This is a genomic window from Prochlorococcus sp. MIT 1341, from assembly GCF_034092415.1.
Lineage (GTDB): Bacteria > Cyanobacteriota > Cyanobacteriia > PCC-6307 > Cyanobiaceae > AG-363-P08.
In genome coordinates this window covers 1,052,523-1,077,267 of record NZ_CP139304.1, presented here as the reverse complement: position 1 = coordinate 1,077,267, position 24,745 = coordinate 1,052,523, and the positions used below count along the sequence as shown (strand labels likewise).

Genomic DNA, 24,745 nt, shown 5'->3' with positions numbered 1-24,745 from the left:
ACTTGGCTTTATTTTGTGTGATTTTTTAGAAGTTTTGTTTGGATGTAAGATGAGGTTTAGCAATGGTTAATGTCCTAAATCATTTGCATTTGAGATTTGTGTTGATATCATTCCTTTCATTGACCGTTTGGCAAGACCGCTTAAAACATTTCCAGGGCCAATTTCGACAATTGTATTGATATTTTCTTGTTGCATAATTTCCATGCTTTCTCTCCAACGAACTCCGGTTGTCATTTGCTGCTTTAAACGTTGCTTCAGCAATGCTGAATCAGTAGTTGGGGTTGGGTCTGAATTGCTTAGAACTGGCACACTTGCATTGTTGAAAGCGACTTTATCGAGTTCTTGAGCAAATATATCAGCGGCTTCTTTCATATAAGGAGAATGAAATGCTCCAGAAACAGAGAGCGGAATTGTTCTTTTGCAAGTTAGTCTTTCGCTAACTGATGACACAGCTTCTGGGCTTCCTGATAAGACAATCTGGGACTCACTGTTGTCATTAGCGATAACTACCCCCTCAGTTGTGTTTACTAAGTCTTCTAGTTGTTTGCGGTCAAACCCTAAAACTGCGGTCATGGCGCCCCCTCCGGCTGAAGCCATTAATTCCGATCGTCGATAAAGGAGCTTTAATGCGGTTTCTGCATTGAAAACATGAGATGCATAGAGCGCGACAAGTTCACCTAAGCTATGTCCTGCCATTAAGGATGCTTGTCGCCCTTGACGGTGCAAATCATCTACAAGGATAGATTCAATAACAAATAGGGCTGGTTGGGTGTTTCTGGTGTCATTTAGGCTGAAAAGACTATCCTCAGAGCTTTTAGAACCTTTACAGATTTCTAATAAGTCTCTGCCGATTATTTTTGATGCCAGCCCAAATCTTTCTGTAGCACCTTCAAGACTGAGAATATGATCAGCCATTCCGATTTTTTGTGATCCTTGTCCAGGGAACACCCAAGCAATAGTCATCGAATGATTGGAAAGAGCAAATAAGCCTAGGAGGGACCTTGCCAGCGGAGCAAGGCGGCACCCCAGCTAAGGCCAGCTCCAAAACCACTTGTTGCAATTAGGTTGTTAGTGTTTATTCGGCCATCTCTTACAGCCTCATCAAGCATTAATGGGATAGTCGCAGCCGAAGTATTGCCATATTCTGAAAGATTAGAAAGTACTTTTTCATGTGGTATTGAGAAACGATCTGCAACCGAATCAAGAATTCTTTGATTTGCCTGATGCAGTAGCAGCCAATCAATTGAACTTGATTCAATATTGGAGGATTTTAAGAGTAAATCTAAGATTGCAGGAACTTCTTTGACCGCAAATTTATAAACTTCCTGACCATTCATTTGAATTGGTAAGTAACTTCCTTTTTGATGACTTTTATCTTTTACTAGAGATAGGTGGTCAGTTGATTGTTTTAAATTGAGGCAATTTCTTTTTCTTCCGTCTGACTTTAGCTTGAAACTCAATAGCCCATTTTTTTCGTAACTTGTTTTTTCTAAAGCAACTGCCCCTGCACCATCTCCAAATAATATGCAACTTCTCCTGTCATCCCAATCAATCCAACTACTTAGTTGATCTGCGCCTATAACAATTGCACGATTCATATCTCCATTTTTAATGAATTGTGCTGCAGTAACTAAGGCAAATAGAAAGCCACTGCAGGCAGCTGTTAAATCAAAGGCAACAGCATTGGTTGCGCCTAGTTTTCCCTGAATTTCCGGTCCAGTTCCAAACAAATCATCCGGAGTTGAGGTGGCAAGAATAATTAAATCAACGCTTTCAGGTTCCCAGCCCGCCATTTGGATTGCCAGTGATCCAGCTTTACAACAAAGGCTTGTAAGAGTTTCATCTTTACCAATGATTTGACGATTAGCGATACCAGTCCTTTCTCTTATCCAAGAGTCATTGGTTTCGACTCTTAGCCCTAATTCTTCATTGCTAAGAGTTTGTGAAGGTACAGCGCTCCCTGAACCAACTAAAGCTATTCCGGGCACGTTTCTAGAGGGTTCAAGCAAGGAGTAAACAGTCCTAGGTTTTGAAAGTCAGTCAACGAGGTTAGACCTTCATAGTCCTAGACACACTCGGTTGGGTTTTTTGTAGTTCAGCTAAATCATCCATTACCCCGTGACTAGCTGCTGAGTGGGCTAGCCGAAGCGCACTTACAACAGATAAAGCTTTGCTACTCCCGTGACCTATGACACATATACCATTTACCCCTAGGAGCAATGCCCCTCCATGCTCAGCATGATCTAATCTTTTTTTGATTCTTTTTAAATTACTTCGCAGGAAGGCGGAACCAACTTTGCCACGCCTACCTCGCGGTAATTCTGCTCGAAGAACATCAAGAAGAACACTCCCAACTGATTCTAAAAATTTGAGCAGCACATTTCCTGTGAAACCATCACAAACAACAACGTCGAAATCTCCTGAAAGAACATCTCTTCCTTCGCAATTTCCTGCAAAGCTAAGGCGTGTTTCTTGAGTTAGGAGTTCATGTGTACGTAGGGAAAGATCATTACCTTTACATTCTTCCTCACCAATATTTAATAATCCAACTCTAGGGATTTTAGTTTGGAGAACATCTCGTGAGTAGATATTCCCAAGTAAAGCGAATTGATGAAGATAGGTGGGTTTGCAATCCATGTTTGCACCCACATCAAGTACTAGTACTGGTTGGCCAGGATCTTTTGTGGGAAATAGAGCTCCTATTGCAGGCCTATCAATTCCCTTAAGCCGTCCTAGACGGAAAATAGCCGATGCCATTAATGCCCCCGAGTTGCCTGCCGAATACATAGCCGTGGCCTCTCCTTTCTTGACTAGATCCATCGCAATGTTGATGCTTGCGTCACGCTTCTTTCTAACAACAGTTGCTTCTTCATTCATTCCTACTGAAGGACCGCTAGCTATTACTTCGATGCGTCCGGATGTCTTTGCTTCTTCAAAAATATCCTTTAAGCCTAAAGCTTGCGTAGCTTTTTCAATTTTGTCGGATTCGCCAACGAATTTGATCTTTATTGGCAGACGTTCGAGTGCCTCTATGCAACCTTCAAGAATAGGGCCAGGGGCATTATCTCCACCCATGCCATCTACGGCGATCCACAGATAATCTTTGTTGCTTAGCTGGGTTTGGCCAAGCTCACTTTCAGAACTTTGCAGCCTTCTTAATGGATCGAAGACGAGTGGCTGCAGCATATTTCCAGCCATCGAACCAGCATTTGTGACAACAGAGCTAGCACTTGAAACAACCGTACCTGCAACATTTCCAGCTGCAGAGGCTGAGTTTGTCGCGGTATCTACAATTGTTGTTACTGCTGCATTTCTGCGATACCAAATAACCAGCCGCCTTATTGCACGTGGACGGCTAGACCTCACCCTGGATTCAGGGACAGGATTTATATCAGGGTCCTTCGGAAGCAAGGGAGTCGACAATGCGCTGGAATAAGTAGCCTGTTCCTCTGGCTGTAAGAATAAGCTCTGGGTTGGCTGGGTCATCCTCGAGCTTTGACCGCAGTCTAGAAATGTGGACATCTACAACGCGAGTATCCACATGTCGCTCTGGTGTATAACCCCAGACCTCTTTAAGGATTTCACCTCGACTGAATGGTTCGCCTGATCGGCTGACTAGGAGTTCAAGAAGACTGAACTCCATACCTGTCAGACGAATTCTCTCATCTGCTCGAAAGACTTGACGTTTGTTGGTATCTATTCGGAGATTTGTGACTTGTATGACACCTGAATTTGGGATGCCTGCAATGCCTTCCTTATCAACCCGCCGAAGTACACATCTAATTCTAGCTTCAAGTTCTTTAGGGCTGAATGGTTTCACTACGTAGTCATCTGCGCCTAGCTCAAGGCCCGTGATTTTGTCGGCAACATCACCAAGGGCTGTCAACATGACAACAGGCACATCTGATTCTTTCCTTATCTCTTGAATGACGCCGTAGCCGTCTAATTTCGGCATCATGACATCAAGAACTACGAGGTCTGGTTCGTTATTTCGAAAAAGTTCTAGAGCTTCTTTACCGTCGCTGGCAGTTACGACTTGGTATCCGATCATCGACAGACGAGTTTCCAGTATTCGTCTAATGCTGGCCTCATCATCGACCACGAGTATCGTTTCTTTTGATGGACTTGATACCGTCAAAACTCTCTTTTGTGTTAGTGAGGTTGGAACCTAGATAAATCCCCTGCGCTCTTTCGTGGGGGATGAATCTCCCCAACTTTAACTTTTTACATAAACCTAAGTGGTCAGAACGACATCTTTTTTTGTTTGTCAGAGCTGTGGAGCTCAAACTAAGAAGTTCTTTGGACGTTGCTCAAGCTGTGGGGACTGGAACTCCTTAATTGAGCAATCAGCTCAATCAATTGATGGAAGACTTCGCCGAAACAGTGTTGATTTTGATCAGGAGCCAAGGAGTATTAAATCAATGCCAATGGCATCTTTGAAGGAAAATCCTTTATTAAGGTTAGGAAGTGGATATCAAGAGTTTGACAGGGTTCTTGGAAGCGGCTTAGTCCCGGGATCACTTGTTTTGCTTGGAGGAGACCCTGGGATTGGAAAGAGCACTTTGTTGTTGCAAAGTGCCACTGCCATGGCAATTAGTCGTTCTGTCTTATATGTCAGTGCGGAAGAATCTGCTCAACAGGTGAAACTCCGCTGGAATCGTCTTAAAGGAGCGGAGACAAATTTACATCTTTTGGCAGAAACTGATTTAGAGAATGTTCTGAAGGAATTGGAATCTTTGAGACCTGAGGTGGCAATTGTGGACAGCATTCAGGCATTACATGATGCTGAATTATCTAGTGCTCCAGGGTCAGTTGCGCAGGTAAGGGAATGCGCAGCTGCTTTGCAGCGTCTTGCCAAAAAGCTTTCTATAGCCATGATCTTGGTAGGACATGTCACCAAGGAAGGACTACTTGCAGGACCAAAAGTTCTAGAACACTTAGTCGATGCAGTTTTAACTTTTGAAGGAGATAGATTTGCAAGTCATAGACTTTTGCGTGCTGTTAAAAACCGTTTTGGAGCAACAAATGAATTAGGCGTTTTTGAAATGCAGGGCAGGGGCCTATCTGAGGTTATTAACCCCAGTAAGTTGTTTTTGAGTGGGACTTCAGCAGCTGGTATTGCGACGATCGTTGCATGTGAAGGGACTAGAGCACTCCTGGTTGATGTACAGGCTTTAGTTAGTTCAACAAGTTATCCCAGCCCACGAAGAACTGCTACTGGGGTTGGGACTAACCGTCTACATCAAATTTTGGCTGTACTTGAAAAACATATGGGTTTTCCTCTCTCTCGTTATGATTGTTATCTTGCTGTGGCAGGTGGTTTAGAAGTAGAGGAGCCTGCATCAGATCTTGGCATTGCTGCAGCAATTGTTTCTAGCTTTAAGGATGTATCTTTGCCTAAGGGGACTGTTTTGATTGGGGAATTGGGCCTTGGAGGACAATTGAGACCGGTGGGACAAATTTCTCAGCGCCTTCAGGAAGCAGAAAGATTAGGTTTCAATCGTGCTGTTGTCCCTCGAGGTAGTGGGTTGGAATCTATAGGGTTCTTAAAATCAATTGAGTTAATACAGGTAGTTAATATTAACGAGGCAATCATAATGTCATTAGAAGTTGATAAGTAATAAGAGGAAAATCTTAGGGCCTAGAAATATACATCGATGTTGCTTCTACCACTTGTTTTAAGCCAATTCTCAATATCTAAATATCCTCCTGGATAAAGTCTGACGGCTTTTGCCCAGACTTCAGCTGCTTGGTCAAACCAGCTGTCAGCTTCATCTTTTTTTCCAGCCTGCTCTGCAAGCCTTCCTCGCTTTTCATATATTAAACCCATGTTTTTTAGACAAGAGGGCTGTTTAGGGTTCTCGAGAAGGGCCTTTTGGTAAGTCTCAAGTGCTAACTCTTCATCACCATTGCTCATGTAAATGATGGCCATGTTTTTAAGTGTCTCTCCTCTATCAACCGCATTCTCTTCAAGTTTCAGGCTTTCTTCATAGCATTCAAGTGCTTCAGAATAGTCTCCGCAGTCTTGAGCGGAAAGCCCTTCTCGATAGTAGATATAAGCTTTCTTTTCGTTTTCTGCGATTGGCATCATCTTGACTATTAACTCAGCCATCACCGTGAAGGCTTTGTCGATGAAATTGTCTTTTTTTTGACTAAGGGGCACGGTTCGCCTTCAGAAAGCTTTGATGGTAACCATCCTGACTGAAATTGTTCCTTTTTGCTTATTTAAATTGCTTTATACGTTTTGGAATGAATTAATTGTTCTTTAACGGAGCTGTATTTATTAACGTGTATTTAGCCCTCACCGACTCGTGAGCTCACTTCAAAAGCATTCTTTGAAAGAAACCATATTGCTCGATGTTGAGGGCATGAAATGTGGAGGTTGTGTGCGATCTGTTGAGACCACTTTGCTTGAACAGACTGGTGTTTCAAGTGCGAGCGTGAACTTGGTCTCAAGAACTGCTTATTTGGATTTGGAGGATCCATCTACAAATCTTGCTCAAATACTTGAAGCACTAGCTCATAGAGGCTTCCCTGCTCAGTTAAGGGATAAGAACCCTCTAGAAAACTTGCAAGACTCTGAGGCTGATTCTGCTGGTGAGCTTTGGCGACAGTGGAAAAGCTTGGTTTTTGCTTTGCTTTTGTTGTTGCTTTCCGTCTTAGGCCATCTAGCTGAAGGTGGTTTCTTAACGCTTCCTGTCTTAGGCGCTTTGCCTTTTCATGCTGCATTGGCAACTTTTGCACTTTTTGGACCCGGACGCTCAATCCTTACAAGTGGAGCTTTAGCTGCCTTAGCTGCTACACCAACAATGGACACTTTGGTCGGTCTGGGTGTTTTAAGTGCTTATCTTGCAAGTCTTGTGGCATTGATATGGCCTCAGGTTGGTTGGCCATGCTTTTTTAATGAACCGGTAATGCTTCTTGGATTTGTCTTATTGGGCCGCTTTTTGGAGGAGCGTGCTCGATTTCGAACAGGTCGAGCATTGAAGCAATTGGCTCAATTACAGCCTGATAGCGCGAGACTCCTTTTGGGTAATGGTCTTATTAGAGAAGTGCGAGTTGGTTCTCTTCGGATTGGGGATAGGGTTCAATTATTGGCAGGAGATCGAATTCCTGTTGATGGTGTTGTAGAGGAGGGTTCTTCGGCGGTAGATATCTCAAGCCTGACAGGGGAACCTTTGCCATTAGAGGCATCCCCAGGTACGGAACTTTCCTCCGGGAGCCTTAATCTTCAATCAACCCTTGTTTTGGCGGTTAGACGTGTAGGAGCCCAGACCGCATTAGCTCGCATAATCTCGTTAGTGGAGAGGGCACAATCTAGAAAGGCTCCAATCCAAGGTTTGGCGGATCGAATAGCAGGCAGATTCTGCTATGGCGTTGGAGTACTTGCATTGGGAACATTTTTCTTTTGGTGGTTAATTGGTTCGCGATTGTGGCCACATGTCTTACATGCTTCAGGACAAGGTTTGTTGCATGGTCACAGCTTGCATGGATCACTAGGTAGCGGTGCTGAGACCCCTTTGGGCTTGGCCTTACAGCTTGCTATTGCGGTGCTTGTAGTTGCTTGCCCTTGTGCTTTGGGGTTGGCTACTCCAACCGTTATCACTGTTTCTTCTGGTCAAGCTGCTCGTAGGGGCTGGCTATTTCGTGGTGGTGATGTCATCGAAATGGCAGCTTCAATCAAACAAATAGTTTTTGATAAGACAGGCACCCTTACCCTTGGTCGACCCCTCGTTTCGGCAGTAATGCTTGCAAAAGAGCCTGCAAGAATGTTTCAGCTTGCTTCTTGCTTGGAGGAGAACAGTCGCCATCCTTTGGCTCACGCAGTCATCCAGGAGGCACAGCGGTACAAAATGCCAATATTGAAGCCCTTGAACACATCCACAATTGCAGGTTCTGGTATTGCGGGAGAAATTGAAGGAATTGAAGGAACAGTGCGAGTAGGAAATCCGGAATGGATTCGATCTGAAGGAATTTTTTGGAATGAAGAGATTCAAAAAGCTCTTAAGGATGCATCTCGCAAGGGGCAATCTGTAGTTGGTGTTTCTTGTGGGGAAGAGTTGCTAGGACTTATCGGGATTGAGGACTCCCCCAGAGCAGATTCGCATCTTGCATTAGCCAGGTTGCGCGAAGAAGGTCTAAAAATGGCGATTTTGAGTGGAGATCGCAGAGAATCTGTAGAACGTTTAGGACAAAAACTTGGCTTTAAGAATGACCAACTTTTTTGGAATTTATTACCAGCAAAAAAACTCTCACAGTTAGAGCAACTTAAAAGTTCTGGTCCATTAGCAATGGTTGGTGATGGTATTAATGATGCGCCTGCCTTAGCTGCCGCAGATCTTGGCATAGCTGTTGGAACGGGTACCCAAATTGCGCAGGAAACTGCTGATTTGGTTTTACTAGGAGACAGACTGGAAGGTTTACCTGAAGCTCTTTTATTAGCTAGGAGAACAATGAGTAAAGTTCGCCAGAATCTATTTTGGGCTTTTGGTTATAACTTAATTGCTCTTCCCATAGCGGCAGGAATACTTTTACCAAGCTATGGTTTGTTGCTTTCCCCACCTATAGCGGCATTATTGATGGCACTAAGTTCAATCACGGTTGTTCTAAATGCTTTGACATTGCGAACCACATGAAAGGTCGGCTTTTTGCTTTAGAGGGTATTGATGGCTGTGGAAAATCTACACAGTTGAAGCATCTTTCACAGTGGCTTCCACAAAGTGGTTTGATGCCAAAAGATGCAAAATTACATATCACAAAGGAACCGGGAGGTACACCTCTAGGAAAAGCTTTGAGAAAATTTTTACTGGACACAAAAGATGAAGTTTCTCCAGAACCATTAACTGAATTACTGCTATATGCAGCCGATAGAGCACAGCATGTATCTACATTTATTGCACCATTAATTCATAAGGGAGACTGGGTTATTACTGATAGGTTTAGTGGATCTACGCTTGCATATCAAGGGTATGGTAGGCAACTTGATCGAGATTTAATTCTGAATCTTGAGCATATTGCTACTTTTGGGATTGTTCCAGATATGACGTTCTGGTTGCACTTGCCAGTTAAAGAAAGTGTTTCACGCAGGATGTGGACTATCGATGATCGAATGGAAGGTGAGGGGTTGGAGTTTTTGCAAAGGGTATCAGAGGGTTTCTCTAATATTGCTCATGCTCGAAATTGGACAAAAATATGTGCTGATCAAAGTTCTACTGATGTAAGTAGATCGATAGAGAATGCCCTCAAGAATTTTGGATTTGCAGGAGACTCTTGATATGGAATTTTTATAGAAATGGGATCTCTTTTTGATGATGTTATTGGTCAGCCTTTCGCGGTTTCTTTGCTGGAAGCGGCGATTGCAAACGGAGCCTTTGCCCCAGCGTATATTTTCTCTGGCCCTGAAGGTGTTGGCCGCCGGTTAGCAGCATTTAGATTCTTAGAGGGGGTTATTAGTTCTAGAGACCCGCAATTAAGAACAAGACGTAGGTTGGAGCAAGGAAATCATCCTGATTTGCTATGGGTAGAGCCTGCTTATTCTCATCAGGGGCGTCTCGTGCCTCAATCTCTTGCAGATCGAGAAGGAGTTAGCAGAAAGACCCCACCTCAAATCCGTTTAGAGCAAATACGAGCTATCAAAAGTTTTTTAGGGAGAAGACCGGTTGAGGCTTCAAAGGGAATGGTTGTAATTGAGGCAGCTGAAGCAATGCCAGAGGCTGCAGCTAATGCTCTTTTAAAAACACTAGAAGAACCGTCTAATGGTTTGCTAATACTGCTTTGTTCAGCCCCTCAAAGGTTATTGCAAACGATTCGTTCAAGATGTCAAGAAATTATTTTTGGTCGTTTGAGCCGTCAAGCTATTAGGGAAGTTCTAACGAAAATGGATAATCAATTTGAAGAGAAATTATTTGCTCAATTAGATGAACCTGAGTTGTGTGCACTTGCTGCAGGTTCCCCAGGAATGCTTCTGAAGAATTCCATGATCTGGGAGGCATTACCAAAGGATCTCATTGGACGATTAAAAATAAGGCCGTCTAATTCACTTGAAATTCTTTCTCTTGCGAAAGATTTGACAGATGTTTTAGATGTTCAGGATCAGCTTTGGGTTCTAAATTGGTGGGAATATCATCTTTGGCAGAATGAGTTGCATTCAAGCCCTTTAATAAGATTAGAAAAGCTTAGAAAGCACTTATTGTCTTTTGTTCAGCCAAGACTTGCATGGGAAGTTGCATTATTGGAAATATTTTCTTTTCCTTAGGCACTTTCTCTTTCGTTTTTTTTCTTTTCCCTCTCTTCTCGAGCTTTAGCGAGAACATCTTGCATTATCGCTATCTCGCCACCAGTGGGTAGCTCAAGGCAATATCCCGCTCCATAAACAGTTTTAATAAACCTTGGCTTACGTGGATCGGGTTCTAATTTGGTTCTGAGGTGCCGGACGTGAACGCGAATAGTTTCAATATCGTCATCAGGCTCATACCCCCATACTTCCTTCAGGATGAGAGATGGAGCAACAGTTTGTCCATGTCTTTGTAATAGGCAGTGGAGTAGTTCAAATTCGAGATGGGTGAGCCTGACTGCTCTGTCAAACCAAATTGCTTCAAATCTTTCTGGAACAAGTGTTAACGGTCCAAAACTAAGAATTTCTTGGTGGCTACTTGAGCCAATAGGGGCCCTATGTGTTCTCCTTAAGAGTGCTTTAACTCGTACTGCAAGTTCTTCTAGATCAAATGGTTTGGTGAGGTAATCATCAGCTCCAGAATTGAAACCACTTACTTTGTCTTTAGTTCCTCCTAAAGCTGTGATCATCAGTATTGGGATTCCTGCGGTCCTTTCATCTCTTCTTAATCTCTGACAGATGGTCAGCCCATCAACGTTGGGTAGCATTAGATCTAAAAGTATTAGATCTGGGCTGTACTGAAGAGCAAGCGCTTGACCTTTTATTCCGTCCCCTGCTTTTTGCACATCAAAACCACTGTGCTCTAAATGACCACTCACAAGGTCACGCATGTCCTGGTCATCTTCGATTAGCAGGATGCAGGGCTTCATTAGATCGCCTTTTTGGTGAAATCCATAGTCAGCAAAAAGCTGTTAGATGGAGAATTCACTGATTCTCTCAAGATTTGTATTACTTTGCAGGGGTGGGTTGGATCAAGGTCTCTTTCCTCATTTGACCGAGATAAGCTGCAAATAAAGGCATTTAGGGTGTTTCAAGGCAATTTTCGAAGTCATCTCTCTTTAGGAATTCTTCCGAATCTCTCCATGCTCTGTTGCGGATTGAATGACTTTTATATATTCCCAAACCTCGCAGCCGTGGCTTCACCAACAAAATAGGAATTTTTACTTGCTGACCATGTACTCAATCCTTTACTAGAACAGAAAATGTCAGGGCAATGCTCAGAGAAAATAGTCCTGGCTTTTAGAGAAAGGCATCCACTTGTCCGTATTGCAAAGGATGCCTTTCTTAATGTCTTGCGGTTTTCACTGCCTTCCCATCTTGCGTGCAATCAATTGAATTAATATTGTGCTTGAGCATTCTCTTTGAAAAACAATGAGCAAAGAAGACAAAAAAAACAAAAAAAACAAGAAGAACTGTGGCACTAAAAAAGGGTTAATGCTTGCTTTTGGATTCACTACTCTTGGTGCAAGAGTCATCTCTGCCGTTTCACTTGCTGCAATTGCATTGAGTTTTTGCTCTATTAAGAAGGAATCAACGGTTTTTAATGAGTGTGTTCAAGAAATTAGAAAAAGTGGTCAGACTCCTTCTGCTGCGGTTCGCTTCTGTAATGGTGGTTAATAGCTTTGCTTGCTTCGAGGGTGACCTATTACTGGATAATGAAGAGAATTGGAGTCATATAAAGACCCTTTAAATAACGGGCAATCCTTTAGTAGCAAAAGGGGCTCAATTTATTTCTTGGTAGAAGAGATAATCTTGGTATATCAGGCATCAAAAGGGCAATCTTTAGAAACTATGCTAATTCATAGTGACTCTTTTGTTTTGTATTAGTTATTAATTTAGGTAAAACGATCAAAGATATAAGCGAAATTGTTTGGCTAACATAGACAAATCGAGGGTAATATGCATATCCGAACACCAGAGTTGGACCAATAGTCGCTAACAATAATAGGAAAGCAATTTTTCTTGTTTGTTTTCTTTTGGAAAGGAACTCTTTTAGGACTAGGAATGTTCCAATAGGAACAAAGATCCAGGCTATTGCTAGAGCAAGAATATTTGTTTCTGGTTCATAACCTATATACTCTAAAGAACGTAAGGCTGCAGCGAAGATATATTTTAATGGAGTAATAATATTTAAGCTATTAAACCTATCAACGGATGTACCTGTATTCTCAACCAGTAGTTTAAATTTTCCTGCAAAGTATAGATTATGGTATAGCGGCAATGCTGCTATAGTGGGGTAGAGTAATATTATCCATCGCTTACGAAACTGTATAAATAAGAGCATGGCTAGAACCCCTGAGGTAATAAAAAGGTTTTGCCTTATAAATGGTAGAAGTGCCGCTAGTATAGTTGATATTAATGGCTTATTAAGTGTTAAGAAGGTTATATATCCTAGAAATAATACTATTGAAAACCATTCGGTTAATCCCATTAAGATGTTTTTAGCAGCATAGGGAGATGAAAGCATGAAAAAGAGAGCAATCTTAGAAATGTCGATGCTATTTAACCTTGGCTTTATTGATAGAAGTAATCCTAAAGAACAAAGTAAGAGCACACCAAGGTTAAATATTTGAAGAGCACGTGTTTCACCATTAAATATGCACATTAACAGAGCTAGCCAATATCTATATCCTGGCTGGTCTATGTAATTGAGCTTACCTTCATACATAAGTCCATCAGACCCCCACAACGTTCTTTCGCTAATTATGTTATGAGCATATAAAGCATATCTGTTTGCATCGTCCATTCCATGAGCGATCGTTATTGATAAATAAGGAATCAATGGAATGCATAAAATGACAAATATAATAATACTTTTTAGAGCTCTATTCTTGTTAAGCTGGCCTAGGAAGGTACAGATTCCTATATACAGGATCGCCAAACAATAAGGAGTGATCATGGAAACGGTATGTACACCATAATCTTGATTTGATGCTTGCAGAAATGCACTTGAACTGGCACCAAGAAGCAAACCACTTGCTATGATTAAAAAGAAAATGTTGTTCAAAAAATTGTTTTTTTGTTTTAAAGTTGATAGCTTTGCTGTAACTTTCTGTAAGAAATAACTCGATGAATTAAGCCAACTTTTAGATAACTCGTGAAGCTTATTTTTATTTAACATGAAAAGCCCATATCTATCAACTAATCTAGCACTCTGTTTTCAGTTAATGACTCCATTGGAACAAATATCATGCTAAGAAAGCTATTTATCTCAAATTCTTATCTTTCAAGCCAGAATTCAACCAAACTTCTCGCAATTCATGCGGAATCTTTTTTATGTTTTTTGTTTTAATCATTATTCCAAAACTGCTTTCATAGCAATTGTCGTTGCTTTTGGAGTTTCACTCTTTGCCGTCTGAAAGGCATCTTAAAACTTACTGACAATCATTATGCTTTAAAGGCCTGACTACCTTGGTAGAGATTGACGTTAACTTTCATTGCTCTGCTCTCAAAGTCAAGCAGGGGAACTTCCAAATTGCTTGGAACCATTTAAACCTCTTTATCTGCGCTTCACAGAAAAGGCACTCACCCACTGATAAAGAATGGTTGTCTGTATCTGTATTCTCCATTCAGGGTCTCCATGCCCACAGGAACACGCTTAGAGATGTCTTGTTGGTTTCTTGGAGCCAATCTTCAAAGTCCATGCAGCCCCATCCTGATTTCGCTCAAGGGATCGTTCGTTTAAGGGTGCGCTTGACCTCAGTCACGGCAAAAAAAAAGACCCCTGGATTGCTGTGGGGGTCTTTTGAGGGATAAAAAACTCCCCGGGCGGGATTCGAACCTGCGACCAATCGATTAACAGTCGACCGCTCTACCGCTGAGCTACCGAGGAATGGCTATCCCGAAGAACTTACAGCTCATGCTGGTAAAACGGCAAGGGGATCTAAAGATTTTCTGAGTTGATTACCTGATTGCCATTTCCCGATCTTCCCATTTTCCATTCTGGTTGCTCCATCTGCATGCTCTAGTTCCTCGAGGCGATGGGTGATCCAGATTGCTGTAAGAGGCTTTTGTTTGCGATGGCATAGCTTTTTAACTGTTTTTAAAATTGCCACCTGACTTTCAGGGTCGAGCAATGCAGTTGGTTCGTCTAAAAGAAGCAGCTCGGAATCGCTTGCCAATGCACCTGCAAGAGCTAAACGTTGTTTTTGCCCACCACTCAGCGTGTGTATTGGTCTGTAGGAAAGGCCACTTAAGTCGACTTCTTTCAAAAGTGATTTCACTAGATCATGGCGCGTTTGGTTATTTAGGTGGGCTGGCAGATTTAGAGATACATCACTTCCGCAACTTGGGAGCAGAATTTGATGATCAGGATTTTGAAACATCAATGCTGGTTTGACGTTGCATTTGAATTGGCCTTCTTGAGCCTTTAATAGTCCACTGATGATTCTGAAGAGTGTGCTCTTGCCACTGCCATTTCTCCCAACAAGCATCCATAGTCCTGGACCTGGTATTGAGAAGCTGCAATTGGATAATGCTTTCTCACCAGAAGGCCAAGTAAAGGATATGTTTTCAATTTCTAAAATTGGTTGTGCGATGCGTTTGGTGTGTAGCACGTTTGCTTCTTTTTGGTAATTTGTTTAAGCATCCACTGTGAACCCAGGTCGTTTAGTCCCTATTGAGGAAGCAGTTTTTTCATAGATTTGAACTGCAAGAATTTCGCTGACGAGAACCGCTATCTTTTTGCTCTCAAGTTTCTCACAAGTCAGGTCTAGGAGTTCTGGACGACCTTTCTCCAGAGCATTTCTTACCTGATGGTAAAGAGCCTCAGCCTGGGTATATTCTTTGCGCTCCACAGATAAAGGGAAAGGGCTATATTTGAGAGCTAATTCGATGACATACACGGCAAAGCTTACAAGTCTCTTATTAATATTGCAGTGCAACCTTCGTTTGTGCAATTAGGAGCTCTTATATTTAATTTTGAACATATTTGAGAGGTTGAATCTTCATGCAATTAGGGTTTTGGTGGAGTGATTGAGGAGATCTTTTCCAGTAGTTTTTTGTAATTACTACTTACCTTTGGATTGTTTTTGCCATTTAATTGAAATAAAACAATTCCATCTTCGGTAAAAACCGGAGAATATTTTCCTTCCATATTTTGAAGAACTTGGATAATTTCCTGAAGATCCTTCCATTCATTCTTGAAAGAAGAAGCATATTTCTGGTGATGATATATGTCGGCAACAACCCAATCCACATAGGCTGTCTCTCCTTGCCTATTTTTGTAGCGAATGTGATAAGGGAAACGGATGAGTGCTTCTCTTGAAGCAAGATGAGGTACTAATGTTGAGCTAGCTGATACAGATGCGTTAGGAGGAATCTGTTGAATTGACTTTAGTGCTATTCGAGAATGCTTCCATTGTTTAAAAGGAGAATGATAGACCCAGGGATTAATACTTTCCGGCATAAGCCAAGAAATAGTACGATTCGGGTTGCTAGTTAATGTAAAAATCAATGATAATAAAATACACCCTACCCAGATACTCTTAAGCCTACTATTAAGTGTAATATTTGGATTGTTTTTCCACCAGTATATGCTTCCAGAAAATATTCCAGGAACGACTAGATATGTGTATCTCCAATTGATGGCAAGTGGATTACCTTGTGCCATTAAAAGCCCTAAAAGAGGGAGTCCCATAATAACCCAGCTATCGAGTGAGATGAGAGGAATAAACATTAGAGGCAAAAATTGACCTAGAAGATATCTCAATGTTTGCCCTGGTGGTGTAACTATTTCCTTGATAATTACCAGAGGTTGCTGGAGGGCTAATTTAATAACCTCGAGACTATTGGCCTCGTTTTTCCCTTGTAAGTATTGACCAAAATTTTCTACCATAAATCTTTTAGATGTGTCGTCGCTAAAGATAGGCATAAGTAAATTAGTAGCTATCAGCACCCAAGCCCCACCATAAAAGAGAAGTAAACTTCCAAGAAGCAAATTTTTTCTTTGACGTAAAATTACCCATAAACCTATTCCCATAAGGACTACACCTGTATCTTCACGTATTAGCGGAATAGCAAGAGCAGGAATTAATATTAGCCATTTGTTGCGTGTTTCTATTCCTATAATTAATGCAAATACTGTAAGAGGAAGCTGTGCTAGGTCTGTGAAATTACCAAGACAAGGACCTATAACAGCATTTGCCCCAAGATAGGAAAATGTTATCATTGAAGCCACTTTTTTTTTCAGATGTAGCTTTGCTAATTGATAGAGAAATAATCCGGAAAGTGTAATAAGCGCGACCTGTAATATCGGTAGGGCCCATTTCCCCATTAAACTTATAAGAGGAAGCCAGATGATTAGGATTGGTGTGAAATGTTGCCCTAATCTGTGGTAACCAACTGTAGGTATATCACCAGTATGTACGACGTTGGATGATAGTTGAGAGGATAAAGTGCTTTCGAAAGGATGCCCTTGGAGACCGTTCCATAGAATTTGATATAAGATGCCTTGGTCCATTGAAGATGTAAGACTTTGCATCCGCCAAACTTGTAGAAGAAGGCAAGTGAAAAAGAAAATGCTTGCAGCTAACCAGACATGTCTGTCAGAAGTAAAACTTTGTTCTATAGCAGGCTTCATTAAGTTTTTATAGATCTGATTACAATAGAGAAGATTGCTCAAGATTCACGATCTTTTATTATAAAGTTAACTATTTATTTTAATTAGCTTAAGCCTGAGGTTTTTTGCAAAGCACTAACTCTTCTTTAATATGACTACAATTCCATTCCTTTTCTTTCACAGCCTCTATTAGATCAGATTGAATATTGTTAGTTGACCCCCATCCAGGATCAATAGGATTAAGCAACAAAATATCAGTATCATTAATAAGTTCTAAATCATTGCCTTCTCTTGGAAAGTCAACTTTGACTCTATGGCTGAAATGGGGTACCAAATAGCTAGTTGTGATTAGTTTAGCTTCCTTTGGTATTTCTGTTGTTACTTCTCTAATAACCCCAATATATTGGATGCGATTTAAATAATGACCAGCAAAAAACCATGGCTTTGCAAGTGTCACCCAACATAGAGTACTCCAAAAGAGTTTTGTATAAGGAATGTTTTGTCTTGGGTTTATGGCGAGTCCGTCGATTGCACCAATAACCGTTATGACAGCAATTGGCAGACTGTAATGATGTATAAGTGTCCTTTGAGGTGCCTCAGAAGATAGGAAATTCACTATTATTAAAGGAATTCCTGATGACAATGCAAATACTGATTGTTTTTTCCAGAAAGGTGCTAAAGATATTGATATAAGAATCAAATAAAAGATTCCATCTAGCCAATTTACGTTTTGAATAAGCAGATTTGGCTTGGTTAATAGATTAATTACAACCTCCTCCAGACTGTTTCCGAGATAGGAAAAGAGAGTTCCAATAGCTTTAGGACCCGAATTATTTTTTGTTAGAAATGGGTATAGCAAATTATTTAAAATAATTAGCCAGCCGAAAGAAATCCCGATAGCTGTAATTCCCCATTGCCATCTTTTCCTTAAAATCTGTTCTATTCCAATTCCAAGAATGATTAGTACTAAACCATCCCTGCAACTAAGTAGAAAGAATAATGAGAGGAGCCAAAGCCAAAATTTTTCGTTCCGACTACACCAGAAGCTGATTGCAAGAGCTGGCATTGCCCAAACTTCAGGGTGGAAATCAAAAAGATTTACATTAAATACAACAGGTTGAAGCCACCAGAGGCCACATGCAAGCCAACAGAGCTTTCTGCTAAGTCCTGCCTTCTCGGAAAGCCACCACAAAGGTATGGCAGTAAAGCTAAGTGCCGCAGCTTGACTTGCTAGGAGCCAGTGAACACTGGAAAAAATTCGATAAGGTATAGCTGCTATATAGAGCGATAATGCTCCATGATCAGCAAGTACATGAACTCCTTCCATAGAGGAATAAGGAGGTAGTCTTTTACTAATCAGCCATATCCATTGGTCGAAGAGCCCTAAGTCATATGCATTGCTTTGTAGAAGCCAATGTCTAGTGGAGGAAAGTATCCAGAATAATAGGAAAATTGCTGTACAGACTGTAGTTAGTCTGATTCGTGGTTTTAGTGTTTCTATCAAATTGTTTAGGCCTTATGATTTAGGTTTTTGATGAGATGGTTTGAGGAGAATTCAATTAAAAGAGATTAAGTTTCTGAATTAGTTGACATACTGATTTTGGCATATGTCCATTAATTATAGTTTCAACACTCCATTTTGCATTAGGTTCCTTTCTATTCGGCAGCTTGCTTCAGAAATAAGTGAAAACCTGATATATTTTTTGTTTTAAGCCTATTAGTTGAGTTCTTTTCTTATTTTAATTTTTGACATTTAAACTTATTGAAGTGACTTGCGCATTGTTTTTTTTAACTGGGTTGCCATGCACTTCTTATCTTTAGCTAGAGATTGTAAATCTTTTCTCAGAATAATTGAATATGGGTCGCAATAGTAGACACCATATGCTTTAGAATTGACTAGCTTTTCTAGAGTTTGATTGCTTCTTAGGACCCAAATTCTATGATGTCTAAACGCAGAAGAATAGTCTGCATTATAAGCTGGTTGGCTGATGATATAATCCACTTCTTTTCTTTTTCCGTTTAAGTCTTTATACATATAGTTTTCTGGGAAGCGAAGAAGAATTCGTCTTTCAGAAAGTTGAGGTATTAGATGTGTTTCTGCAGCCACAGATGAGTCGGGTGGAATTAAAGAAAAAAGATTTTGTGCATTAACTCCGCGTATCAATTGTTTATGAATTGGTATATGTACCCAAGGATCAATACTATCCGGTATTATGACTGATAGTGAACGATGTGGGTTTCCAGTTAAGGTGAAAAATATGCCTATCACCATACAAATTTTCCATATGCTTTGATATCTTTTCACCTGAAATAAATGATGCTTTTTACTCCACCAAAAAATTGAACCTGCAAAGACACCAGGGACTAGGTAAAGCATAAATCGGAGATGCACAGACATTGCATTTCCACCTTGTGAACTAAGTGCAACAAAGAGCGGAACCGCTATGAGAAACCAAACATCTATTGATAACAAAGGTATAAAAGCTAACGGAAGAAATAGTGTTACGAAAAGCCTAACTGTACTTCCTATAGGTGAAATTAGCTCTTTTAGCAATAAGCCGGGCTGTTTAGCCATACTAATTAGAACATCTATTGTCCCGCCTGTCTCTCCATTTAGATACTGACCAAATCTCTCTTGGATAAACCTTGTTGATAGTTCAGAGCCAAATAAAGGCATGATTTGATTTGTAATTATAAGTACAGCAGTTAAAGCATATATGCACAGGCCTATTCCCCACACTCTCCAATTAGGTTTTCGAAAAACCATCCAAATACCAATACTAAATGTCATTAATCCAACATCTTCTCTTACAAGGGGAAGTAGAAGTGCTGGGATAAAATATAAAAGCTTTTGTTCCCTACTTATCCCTAGAATTAAACTAAAGACAAGTAATGGAATGATGCAAAGATCGTGAAAATTTTCAAGTGATGGACCTAGAACTGTTCCAGTTGTGAAAAAGCTACAAGCAATCCAACCAGCAAGTTGCTCTGGCAGGTATTCTTTACCTAAAAGGAATAACACCCATCCTGCGGAAGCAATTACTGCGACTTGAATAAAGGGGAGAGACCAGATTCCTATAAGCCCTACCAAAGGAGCCCAGATAGCTAGAAGAGGGGTGAAATGTTGAGCTAAATGTCTATATCCAAGCTCGGGAAGCTCACCTTCGAATTTAACTGGTGAAGAAAGTTCTGAAGCTAATGTGCTTTCAAATGGCCTTCCCTGTAACGTATTCCAGATTTCTTGGAGGAAAAGACCTTGATCATAAGTTGCATTAAGACTAAATATCCTCCATGTTTGCAGTGTAAAAATTACAATAGAGAAACAAATTATCCAAAGAAGAACAATTTTTGAAGATGGCTTATTGGAATTTGGTAAGATATTTATCTTCATTGAAGTACTTCCTTAAGGTTAAATATATAAGTTAAATTATTGCTTTCGATACAATTAGCTTGGCCATTATTTATACATAATAATTCCTCTATATCTTTCTTGATTTTCTTTTCATTAAGAGGTATGTGAGTCTCTTCCCAGTTGAGGCTTCCCACGATATATTTTGCACCTTGCTCTGATAATAATTGTAGATACTGCTTTGTGACATCTTTTACAGATAGTATCCATCCTTGTCTACGTGCTAAATTAAGCAGTGTTGGATCGGCTCCAGTAACACTAATTATCAAATTATTTTCTGGAACTTTTGCACGTATTTCCTTTGCTAAAGGCATCCAGACTCTATTCTGGCGTTGCTCTAAAGACCAATAATCTAGGGAAAGAATTATAAGGCTAGTCGTAATAAGTAGTGAAATAATAATAAGATTCCAATGCTTTAAAGATGATTGAGTTAAGTTTAGGAATTCTGCAAATCCTTTCCCCATTAGCGGGCAGAAGAATAGTTGAAGTGGTAATTGATAGTATTCATGGGTTGCACTAGCTCGGAGTGCAAATAATGTACAAATAAAGACACCAGTTAATCCAGAAAACAAGATTTTTCCTCCTTCAGTTTTAAAGGATTTTATAATGCCAATTATCAGGAGAGGAAGACCAAAAATCGAAAGATTTCTGAGAGTTACCCTTAGAATAAGATTTGACCATATCCCTGCATCTATTAGAAGCTTTAGACTACTTCTATCAGAGCTTTCACCCCAGAAGCCGAAACTTAATCCATTCACCTTACCAAGGTTATATGAGTATGAATACCAGAAAAGAACCATTAATAAAGAACCTAATAGATATAGCCATGGACCAATCTTTCTGAGCATTCCTTTGATTAATATGATAATATGAGTTAGATCTAATTTTCTTGAATAATCCCCTGAGCCGATAAATATAATTAATATAGGTAAGCCTAACCATGCCAAAGGTAGAACTTTGATAAGACAGGCAAGTGTATATGCAACCCAGCTAACTATTAGCCTCAAAAAGCTTTTATTAGATTTCCAATCCATCATACTCTTAATACTCAATGCACCCAATAGTAAAAGTAATGACTCGGCTTGAACTGTTCTACCGTAATACACACCAATCGGACAAATTGCGAAGAATAATCCACCCCACCAAGCACTTTTCTCATCTAAAAGTTTTGTACAAATCTTTATTATTAGTGCAATAGTTAGTGAACTGAAAACAGCGGAAAGTCCTCGACCAATCCATTCATTTATTCCTATGTATTGATAAAACTTTGCCAATAGATAAGAGTATATTGGGAATTCAGCTTCCACTAAGCCATCTGTTGCACCGCCCCAGTCAATTTGAGGTAGCCAAATAGGCGTATTGTTAATAGCAAAGTGCCTAGCCATTGCTGCAGTATCTGCTTGTCGCCAGCTATGTACTCCTAGGACTGGCATATTTAAATTGATTAGACGTAGGGAAAAACCAATTAATATTGGTAGGAAAAAATTATATTTTCTTGTATGTGGTTGTATTTTGGGCAACACTTTCGCTAGGGAGTATTCCATACAAACCTTGAAGAAGCTGCATAGTTCCATACAAACACTACAATTATTCCTGCTAGTTGAGCAATTACTGGATTCGGTGAGATTAAGTTATAAAAAGTTGTTGCCAAACCAACATTTGCGATTACAGGTAAAGAAGCCACGAGAAGAAATTTTAAAAGTCCTTTTGCTAACTTTTTGCCAACTAGCCTTTGAGATCTAAAAGTTAGTGCATTATTTATTAGATAGTTTGAGGTAGCTGCAATAATTACTGAAATTGGTAGAGCTTTTTGAAAAGCTAGTTGGAAAATTATCATAAGCACTTCAGTGGATAAAAGTTGAACCAATACCCCGCCACTGCCAACTAATGCAAAACTAATTGCCCTTCTTGGTAATAGCCTTAAGGTTAGAGTATGCAGAACTGATATCAAGAAATCCCAGAGAATCGCTAAATCTAATTTTGAGTTCCCATACGAGCGAGGTTGAAAAGATAATGGTATTTCTCCAACCTTTAGCTTTCCACGACTGACAGAAAGGATCTCATACAGAAATTTGAATCCATTTACATCAACTTTGTATATAATATTGAGACAAGATTTGAGTTTTATCACAAAGCAACCGCTCATATAATCGGTCAGCTGACGGTAGTTTTTTGAGAGACTCATACGCGCAAAATTGTTGGCTAATGTTGATCCTCCTGTTCTCCTTTTGCTAAGTCCATGGATTTCTGCACCTTCAAGGAAACGACTTCCAGCAACTAGGTCTAAGTTTGCCTCTTGTTGAAGAGCTAATGCATTTATTAATGCAATTGGTTCATGCTGGCCATCACTGTCCATTACAGCAGCAATATCTCCAGTGGCTGCAAGCAACCCTTCTTTGATTGCGCTAGCGAGTCCGGAACGTCCAACTCTTCGAATCAGACGAATTCTGCAATTTTCCTGTGAGATTTTTTTGACGATCTCTGCCGTACCATCTTGCGAGTCATCATCAACAACGATTATCTCCACGTCAGAAGTTTGTGTAAGTTGAAGAAGCTTATTTATTAGAGGGCTAATATTCTCTCTTTCGTTATATGTGGGCAGAACCACCGAAAGGCGTTTTATTGTCGGTGGCATTGGCATGATTACGATGTTACTTCTTTGAGTCTTGAAGAATTTAAGTTAATGCTTCTTAATTACAAGAAAGTAATGTCCATTCTTCATTACTAATGTAACTAGAGCAATCTCTAGCAGGATTTAACTTTTTAAATTCCTTTGGATTCTTAGTGAGGATCCATTTTGCACTTGGATCATCTTGCAGTCGTTTGATTTGTTTCCCTGCATACCAATTTAGACTAGGTCGTTCTTCGCTACCAGCAATTACAACAGTATGGTCTTTGGTTTTTTCTATTAGTTTTGCAACTGGTTGCACTGCCCAACTCTCATTTAGCTCCCATAGCCACAATGACGATCCCATTAGTAATGCTAGAGCTGTGATATTTCCTGCTAAGAGTGCTAGGAACCCAAAGCGACGTTTTGTTTTTGAACGCTTATAAATTAGTAGTCCTCCTGTTGCCCAACCTAAACCTCCTGCTAAGGCAAGAGTGCTGTAAGGCTTTAGTTCCTTTACTAACCCCAAAGTACCAATCAAGCCCAGTAATAGAATAATTGAACCGAGTAAAATCCATGCCAATGGAATCTTCTCTAAGACTTTTTTACAAACTATTGGATGTTTATTTTCTCTTGTGATTAGCCAGGACAATATTGGGCCACAGAGCAAGCCAAAAGGAATCCAAAGAGGGTGGCTATACCAGGGAAGTTGAGTTTTTAAGGGCAGGATGGTTAAAGCTAAAGTTATTTGAGTGCCAAGTGTCCATTTTCCCCAGCGAGTGTACTTTGATTTCCAGGCCCAAGCTATAGCAATTGGCCAGAGCAAAAGCCAAGGCCAACCCCCTTCTAAAATTTCAATTAATGGTACCTTCCAACCCAAATCACTTCCTTCCCCTGGATCAAATAAAACTCGTACAGCACCGTCTCCACCCCAAAGCCATAAGGCAGCATCTCCTCTACTAATTCCATGCCAAATATGCCAACTTATGCCAGGTAATAGTCCTATTAATAGAACAATAGCAAGTGGCCATCTCCACCACTTCTTCAATTCCCTTCCCCAAAAAATTGGTATCAATGCTGCACATATAGTAGGAACTAATAGAGGTGCTTTTAACATTAAAATAAAACTACTTGTTATTCCAATAGCAAGCATTCGTAGATAATCAATTATAGTACGGTTGTTTGATAAAAGAAGTAGCCAAATCAATGCCATTGCAGTAATGCATGGCCCATCAAGCATGGCTAGCCGACCATGTCGTGCGATAGGTAGCAGTGTCAGAAAGATTGCTGATGTAGCCAGACTAGGAAATTGCTCACCGGGTTTTAATTGCCATTGAATTAATCCACAGATTGGAATTATTAGTGACGAAATTATTGCAGGGAAAAGACGTATTACTATCTCTGGTGGTGGTTGCGATCCGTGAGGGTTTAAAACACTATTTAGATTTATAAGAATTGCAATTAACCAATGTAAACCTGGGGGCTTGTTTATATACGGTTCATTCCAAAGGGTTGGAAGCAATGCCCCAGTTCCTTTGTGATGACTAAGTTCAAGGGCTACTCTGGCTACTATCGCTTCATCAAAGTCTCTAAGGGGAACCGCTCCAAGGCCTATTAGGCCAACTAATAAGCCAATGATCCATAACCCAATCAAGCCTCTAATGGGGATGGCATTTATTGCTAGATCAGTATTGGGTGCCCTTCGCATTGGGATACCTTTTCAAGTGGGAATATAAAGGAGCTTTAGTTTCTTGACATTATTTTATTGAAATCTGGGTGGTTAATTAAATTTTTTGAGTCTGTCGGTCTACATGAATGTTGCTATTGGAATTTAAGGATTGTCAGTTATAAATCCAATAATTAGCTTTTGCTAATCCCTGTCGCAATAACCAGTGTCTTTTCTTGGCCAATTGCCGTTGTAAAATGTGTCACATTAGGGAGTGATTAAAGCAGCATTAACCGCGAAAATATATTCAGGCGTATTGCGCCTATTTC

At 40.3% G+C, this 24,745-nt stretch carries 20 protein-coding genes and 1 tRNA gene; 5 read left to right on the top strand and 16 right to left on the bottom strand.

Going from position 1 to position 24,745, the window contains the following annotated elements:
• Nucleotides 1-66 precede the first annotated feature (66 nt).
• From fabD to rpaB, 4 genes are read right to left on the bottom strand one after another with little or no spacing between them, the layout of a single operon-like run.
• Nucleotides 67-963 carry an ACP S-malonyltransferase gene (gene fabD / locus SOI84_RS05495; RefSeq protein ID WP_320673568.1) on the bottom strand — a complete coding sequence of 299 codons (897 nt, stop codon included), beginning with the start codon at nt 961-963 and terminating at the stop codon, nt 67-69.
• A gap of 26 nt (nt 964-989) precedes the next feature.
• On the bottom strand, nt 990-2,009 hold the full coding sequence (locus SOI84_RS05490) for a beta-ketoacyl-ACP synthase III (protein ID WP_320673567.1): 1,020 nt from the start codon (nt 2,007-2,009) through the stop codon (nt 990-992).
• Between the two features lie 40 nt (nt 2,010-2,049).
• The gene (gene plsX / locus SOI84_RS05485; RefSeq protein ID WP_320675370.1) at nt 2,050-3,411 is read right to left on the bottom strand and encodes a phosphate acyltransferase PlsX; all 1,362 of its coding nucleotides are present in this window, start codon (nt 3,409-3,411) and stop codon (nt 2,050-2,052) included.
• On the bottom strand, nt 3,392-4,138 hold the full coding sequence (rpaB, locus tag SOI84_RS05480) for a response regulator transcription factor RpaB (RefSeq protein WP_320673566.1): 747 nt from the start codon (nt 4,136-4,138) through the stop codon (nt 3,392-3,394). Before rpaB ends, plsX begins: the two co-directional genes overlap by 20 nt.
• Nucleotides 4,139-4,238: 100 nt before the next feature.
• Between rpaB and radA the strand changes: the two genes are divergently transcribed.
• The gene (radA, locus tag SOI84_RS05475; RefSeq protein ID WP_320673565.1) at nt 4,239-5,621 is read left to right on the top strand and encodes a DNA repair protein RadA; all 1,383 of its coding nucleotides are present in this window, start codon (nt 4,239-4,241) and stop codon (nt 5,619-5,621) included.
• 20 nt (nt 5,622-5,641) lie between these two features.
• On the opposite strand, the gene SOI84_RS05470 is transcribed toward radA, so the two are convergent.
• Nucleotides 5,642-6,163, bottom strand: coding sequence for a photosystem I assembly protein Ycf3 (locus SOI84_RS05470; RefSeq protein ID WP_320673564.1), 522 nt, complete (start codon nt 6,161-6,163; stop codon nt 5,642-5,644).
• A 148-nt stretch (nt 6,164-6,311) separates the two neighbouring features.
• Between SOI84_RS05470 and SOI84_RS05465 the strand changes: the two genes are divergently transcribed.
• Genes SOI84_RS05465 through SOI84_RS05455 form a run of 3 tightly spaced genes read left to right on the top strand, consistent with a single transcriptional unit; the run spans nt 6,312 to nt 10,255 of the window.
• The gene (locus SOI84_RS05465) at nt 6,312-8,636 is read left to right on the top strand and encodes a cation-translocating P-type ATPase (protein ID WP_320673563.1); all 2,325 of its coding nucleotides are present in this window, start codon (nt 6,312-6,314) and stop codon (nt 8,634-8,636) included.
• Complete coding sequence (tmk, locus tag SOI84_RS05460) at nt 8,633-9,274, top strand: dTMP kinase (protein WP_320673562.1); 642 nt, start codon at nt 8,633-8,635, stop codon at nt 9,272-9,274. The genes SOI84_RS05465 and tmk overlap by 4 nt, the downstream gene beginning before the upstream one ends.
• Nucleotides 9,275-9,292: 18 nt before the next feature.
• Nucleotides 9,293-10,255 carry a DNA polymerase III subunit delta' gene (locus tag SOI84_RS05455; RefSeq protein WP_320673561.1) on the top strand — a complete coding sequence of 321 codons (963 nt, stop codon included), beginning with the start codon at nt 9,293-9,295 and terminating at the stop codon, nt 10,253-10,255.
• On the opposite strand, the gene SOI84_RS05450 is transcribed toward SOI84_RS05455, so the two are convergent.
• Nucleotides 10,252-11,043 (bottom strand): response regulator transcription factor, encoded by a 792-nt coding sequence (locus SOI84_RS05450; protein ID WP_320673560.1) that lies wholly within the window; start codon nt 11,041-11,043, stop codon nt 10,252-10,254. The two genes, SOI84_RS05455 and SOI84_RS05450, sit on opposite strands and share 4 nt — an antisense overlap.
• A gap of 502 nt (nt 11,044-11,545) precedes the next feature.
• Here SOI84_RS05450 and SOI84_RS05445 point away from each other — a divergent pair.
• Complete coding sequence (locus tag SOI84_RS05445) at nt 11,546-11,791, top strand: hypothetical protein (protein ID WP_320673559.1); 246 nt, start codon at nt 11,546-11,548, stop codon at nt 11,789-11,791.
• A gap of 172 nt (nt 11,792-11,963) precedes the next feature.
• On the opposite strand, the gene SOI84_RS05440 is transcribed toward SOI84_RS05445, so the two are convergent.
• The 10 genes from SOI84_RS05440 to SOI84_RS05395 all read right to left on the bottom strand — a co-directional run bounded on the left by SOI84_RS05440 (nt 11,964) and on the right by SOI84_RS05395 (nt 24,458).
• Nucleotides 11,964-13,295 carry a hypothetical protein gene (locus SOI84_RS05440; protein ID WP_320673558.1) on the bottom strand — a complete coding sequence of 444 codons (1,332 nt, stop codon included), beginning with the start codon at nt 13,293-13,295 and terminating at the stop codon, nt 11,964-11,966.
• Between the two features lie 639 nt (nt 13,296-13,934).
• Nucleotides 13,935-14,006: transfer RNA gene (locus SOI84_RS05435), tRNA-Asn, on the bottom strand.
• 25 nt (nt 14,007-14,031) lie between these two features.
• On the bottom strand, nt 14,032-14,607 hold the full coding sequence (locus SOI84_RS05430; protein ID WP_414153623.1) for an ABC transporter ATP-binding protein: 576 nt from the start codon (nt 14,605-14,607) through the stop codon (nt 14,032-14,034).
• 147 nt (nt 14,608-14,754) lie between these two features.
• Entirely contained in the window at nt 14,755-15,018 is a 264-nt protein-coding gene (locus tag SOI84_RS05425) for a hypothetical protein (RefSeq protein WP_320673556.1), read from the bottom strand.
• Nucleotides 15,019-15,128: 110 nt separating this feature from the next.
• A complete protein-coding gene (locus SOI84_RS05420) occupies nt 15,129-16,754 on the bottom strand; it encodes a DUF2079 domain-containing protein (RefSeq protein ID WP_320673555.1) in 1,626 nt (541 codons plus the stop codon).
• Between the two features lie 88 nt (nt 16,755-16,842).
• Complete coding sequence (locus SOI84_RS05415; protein WP_320673554.1) at nt 16,843-18,237, bottom strand: DUF2079 domain-containing protein; 1,395 nt, start codon at nt 18,235-18,237, stop codon at nt 16,843-16,845.
• Nucleotides 18,238-18,492: 255 nt separating this feature from the next.
• Complete coding sequence (locus SOI84_RS05410) at nt 18,493-20,124, bottom strand: DUF2079 domain-containing protein (protein ID WP_320673553.1); 1,632 nt, start codon at nt 20,122-20,124, stop codon at nt 18,493-18,495.
• Nucleotides 20,121-21,686, bottom strand: a complete 1,566-nt coding sequence (locus tag SOI84_RS05405; protein ID WP_320673552.1) for an ArnT family glycosyltransferase — start codon at nt 21,684-21,686, stop codon at nt 20,121-20,123. Before SOI84_RS05405 ends, SOI84_RS05410 begins: the two co-directional genes overlap by 4 nt.
• Nucleotides 21,671-22,783, bottom strand: a complete 1,113-nt coding sequence (locus tag SOI84_RS05400; protein ID WP_320673551.1) for a glycosyltransferase family 2 protein — start codon at nt 22,781-22,783, stop codon at nt 21,671-21,673. Before SOI84_RS05400 ends, SOI84_RS05405 begins: the two co-directional genes overlap by 16 nt.
• A 49-nt stretch (nt 22,784-22,832) precedes the next feature.
• Nucleotides 22,833-24,458 carry a 4-amino-4-deoxy-L-arabinose transferase gene (locus tag SOI84_RS05395; protein ID WP_320673550.1) on the bottom strand — a complete coding sequence of 542 codons (1,626 nt, stop codon included), beginning with the start codon at nt 24,456-24,458 and terminating at the stop codon, nt 22,833-22,835.
• Nucleotides 24,459-24,745: the final 287 nt, after the last annotated feature.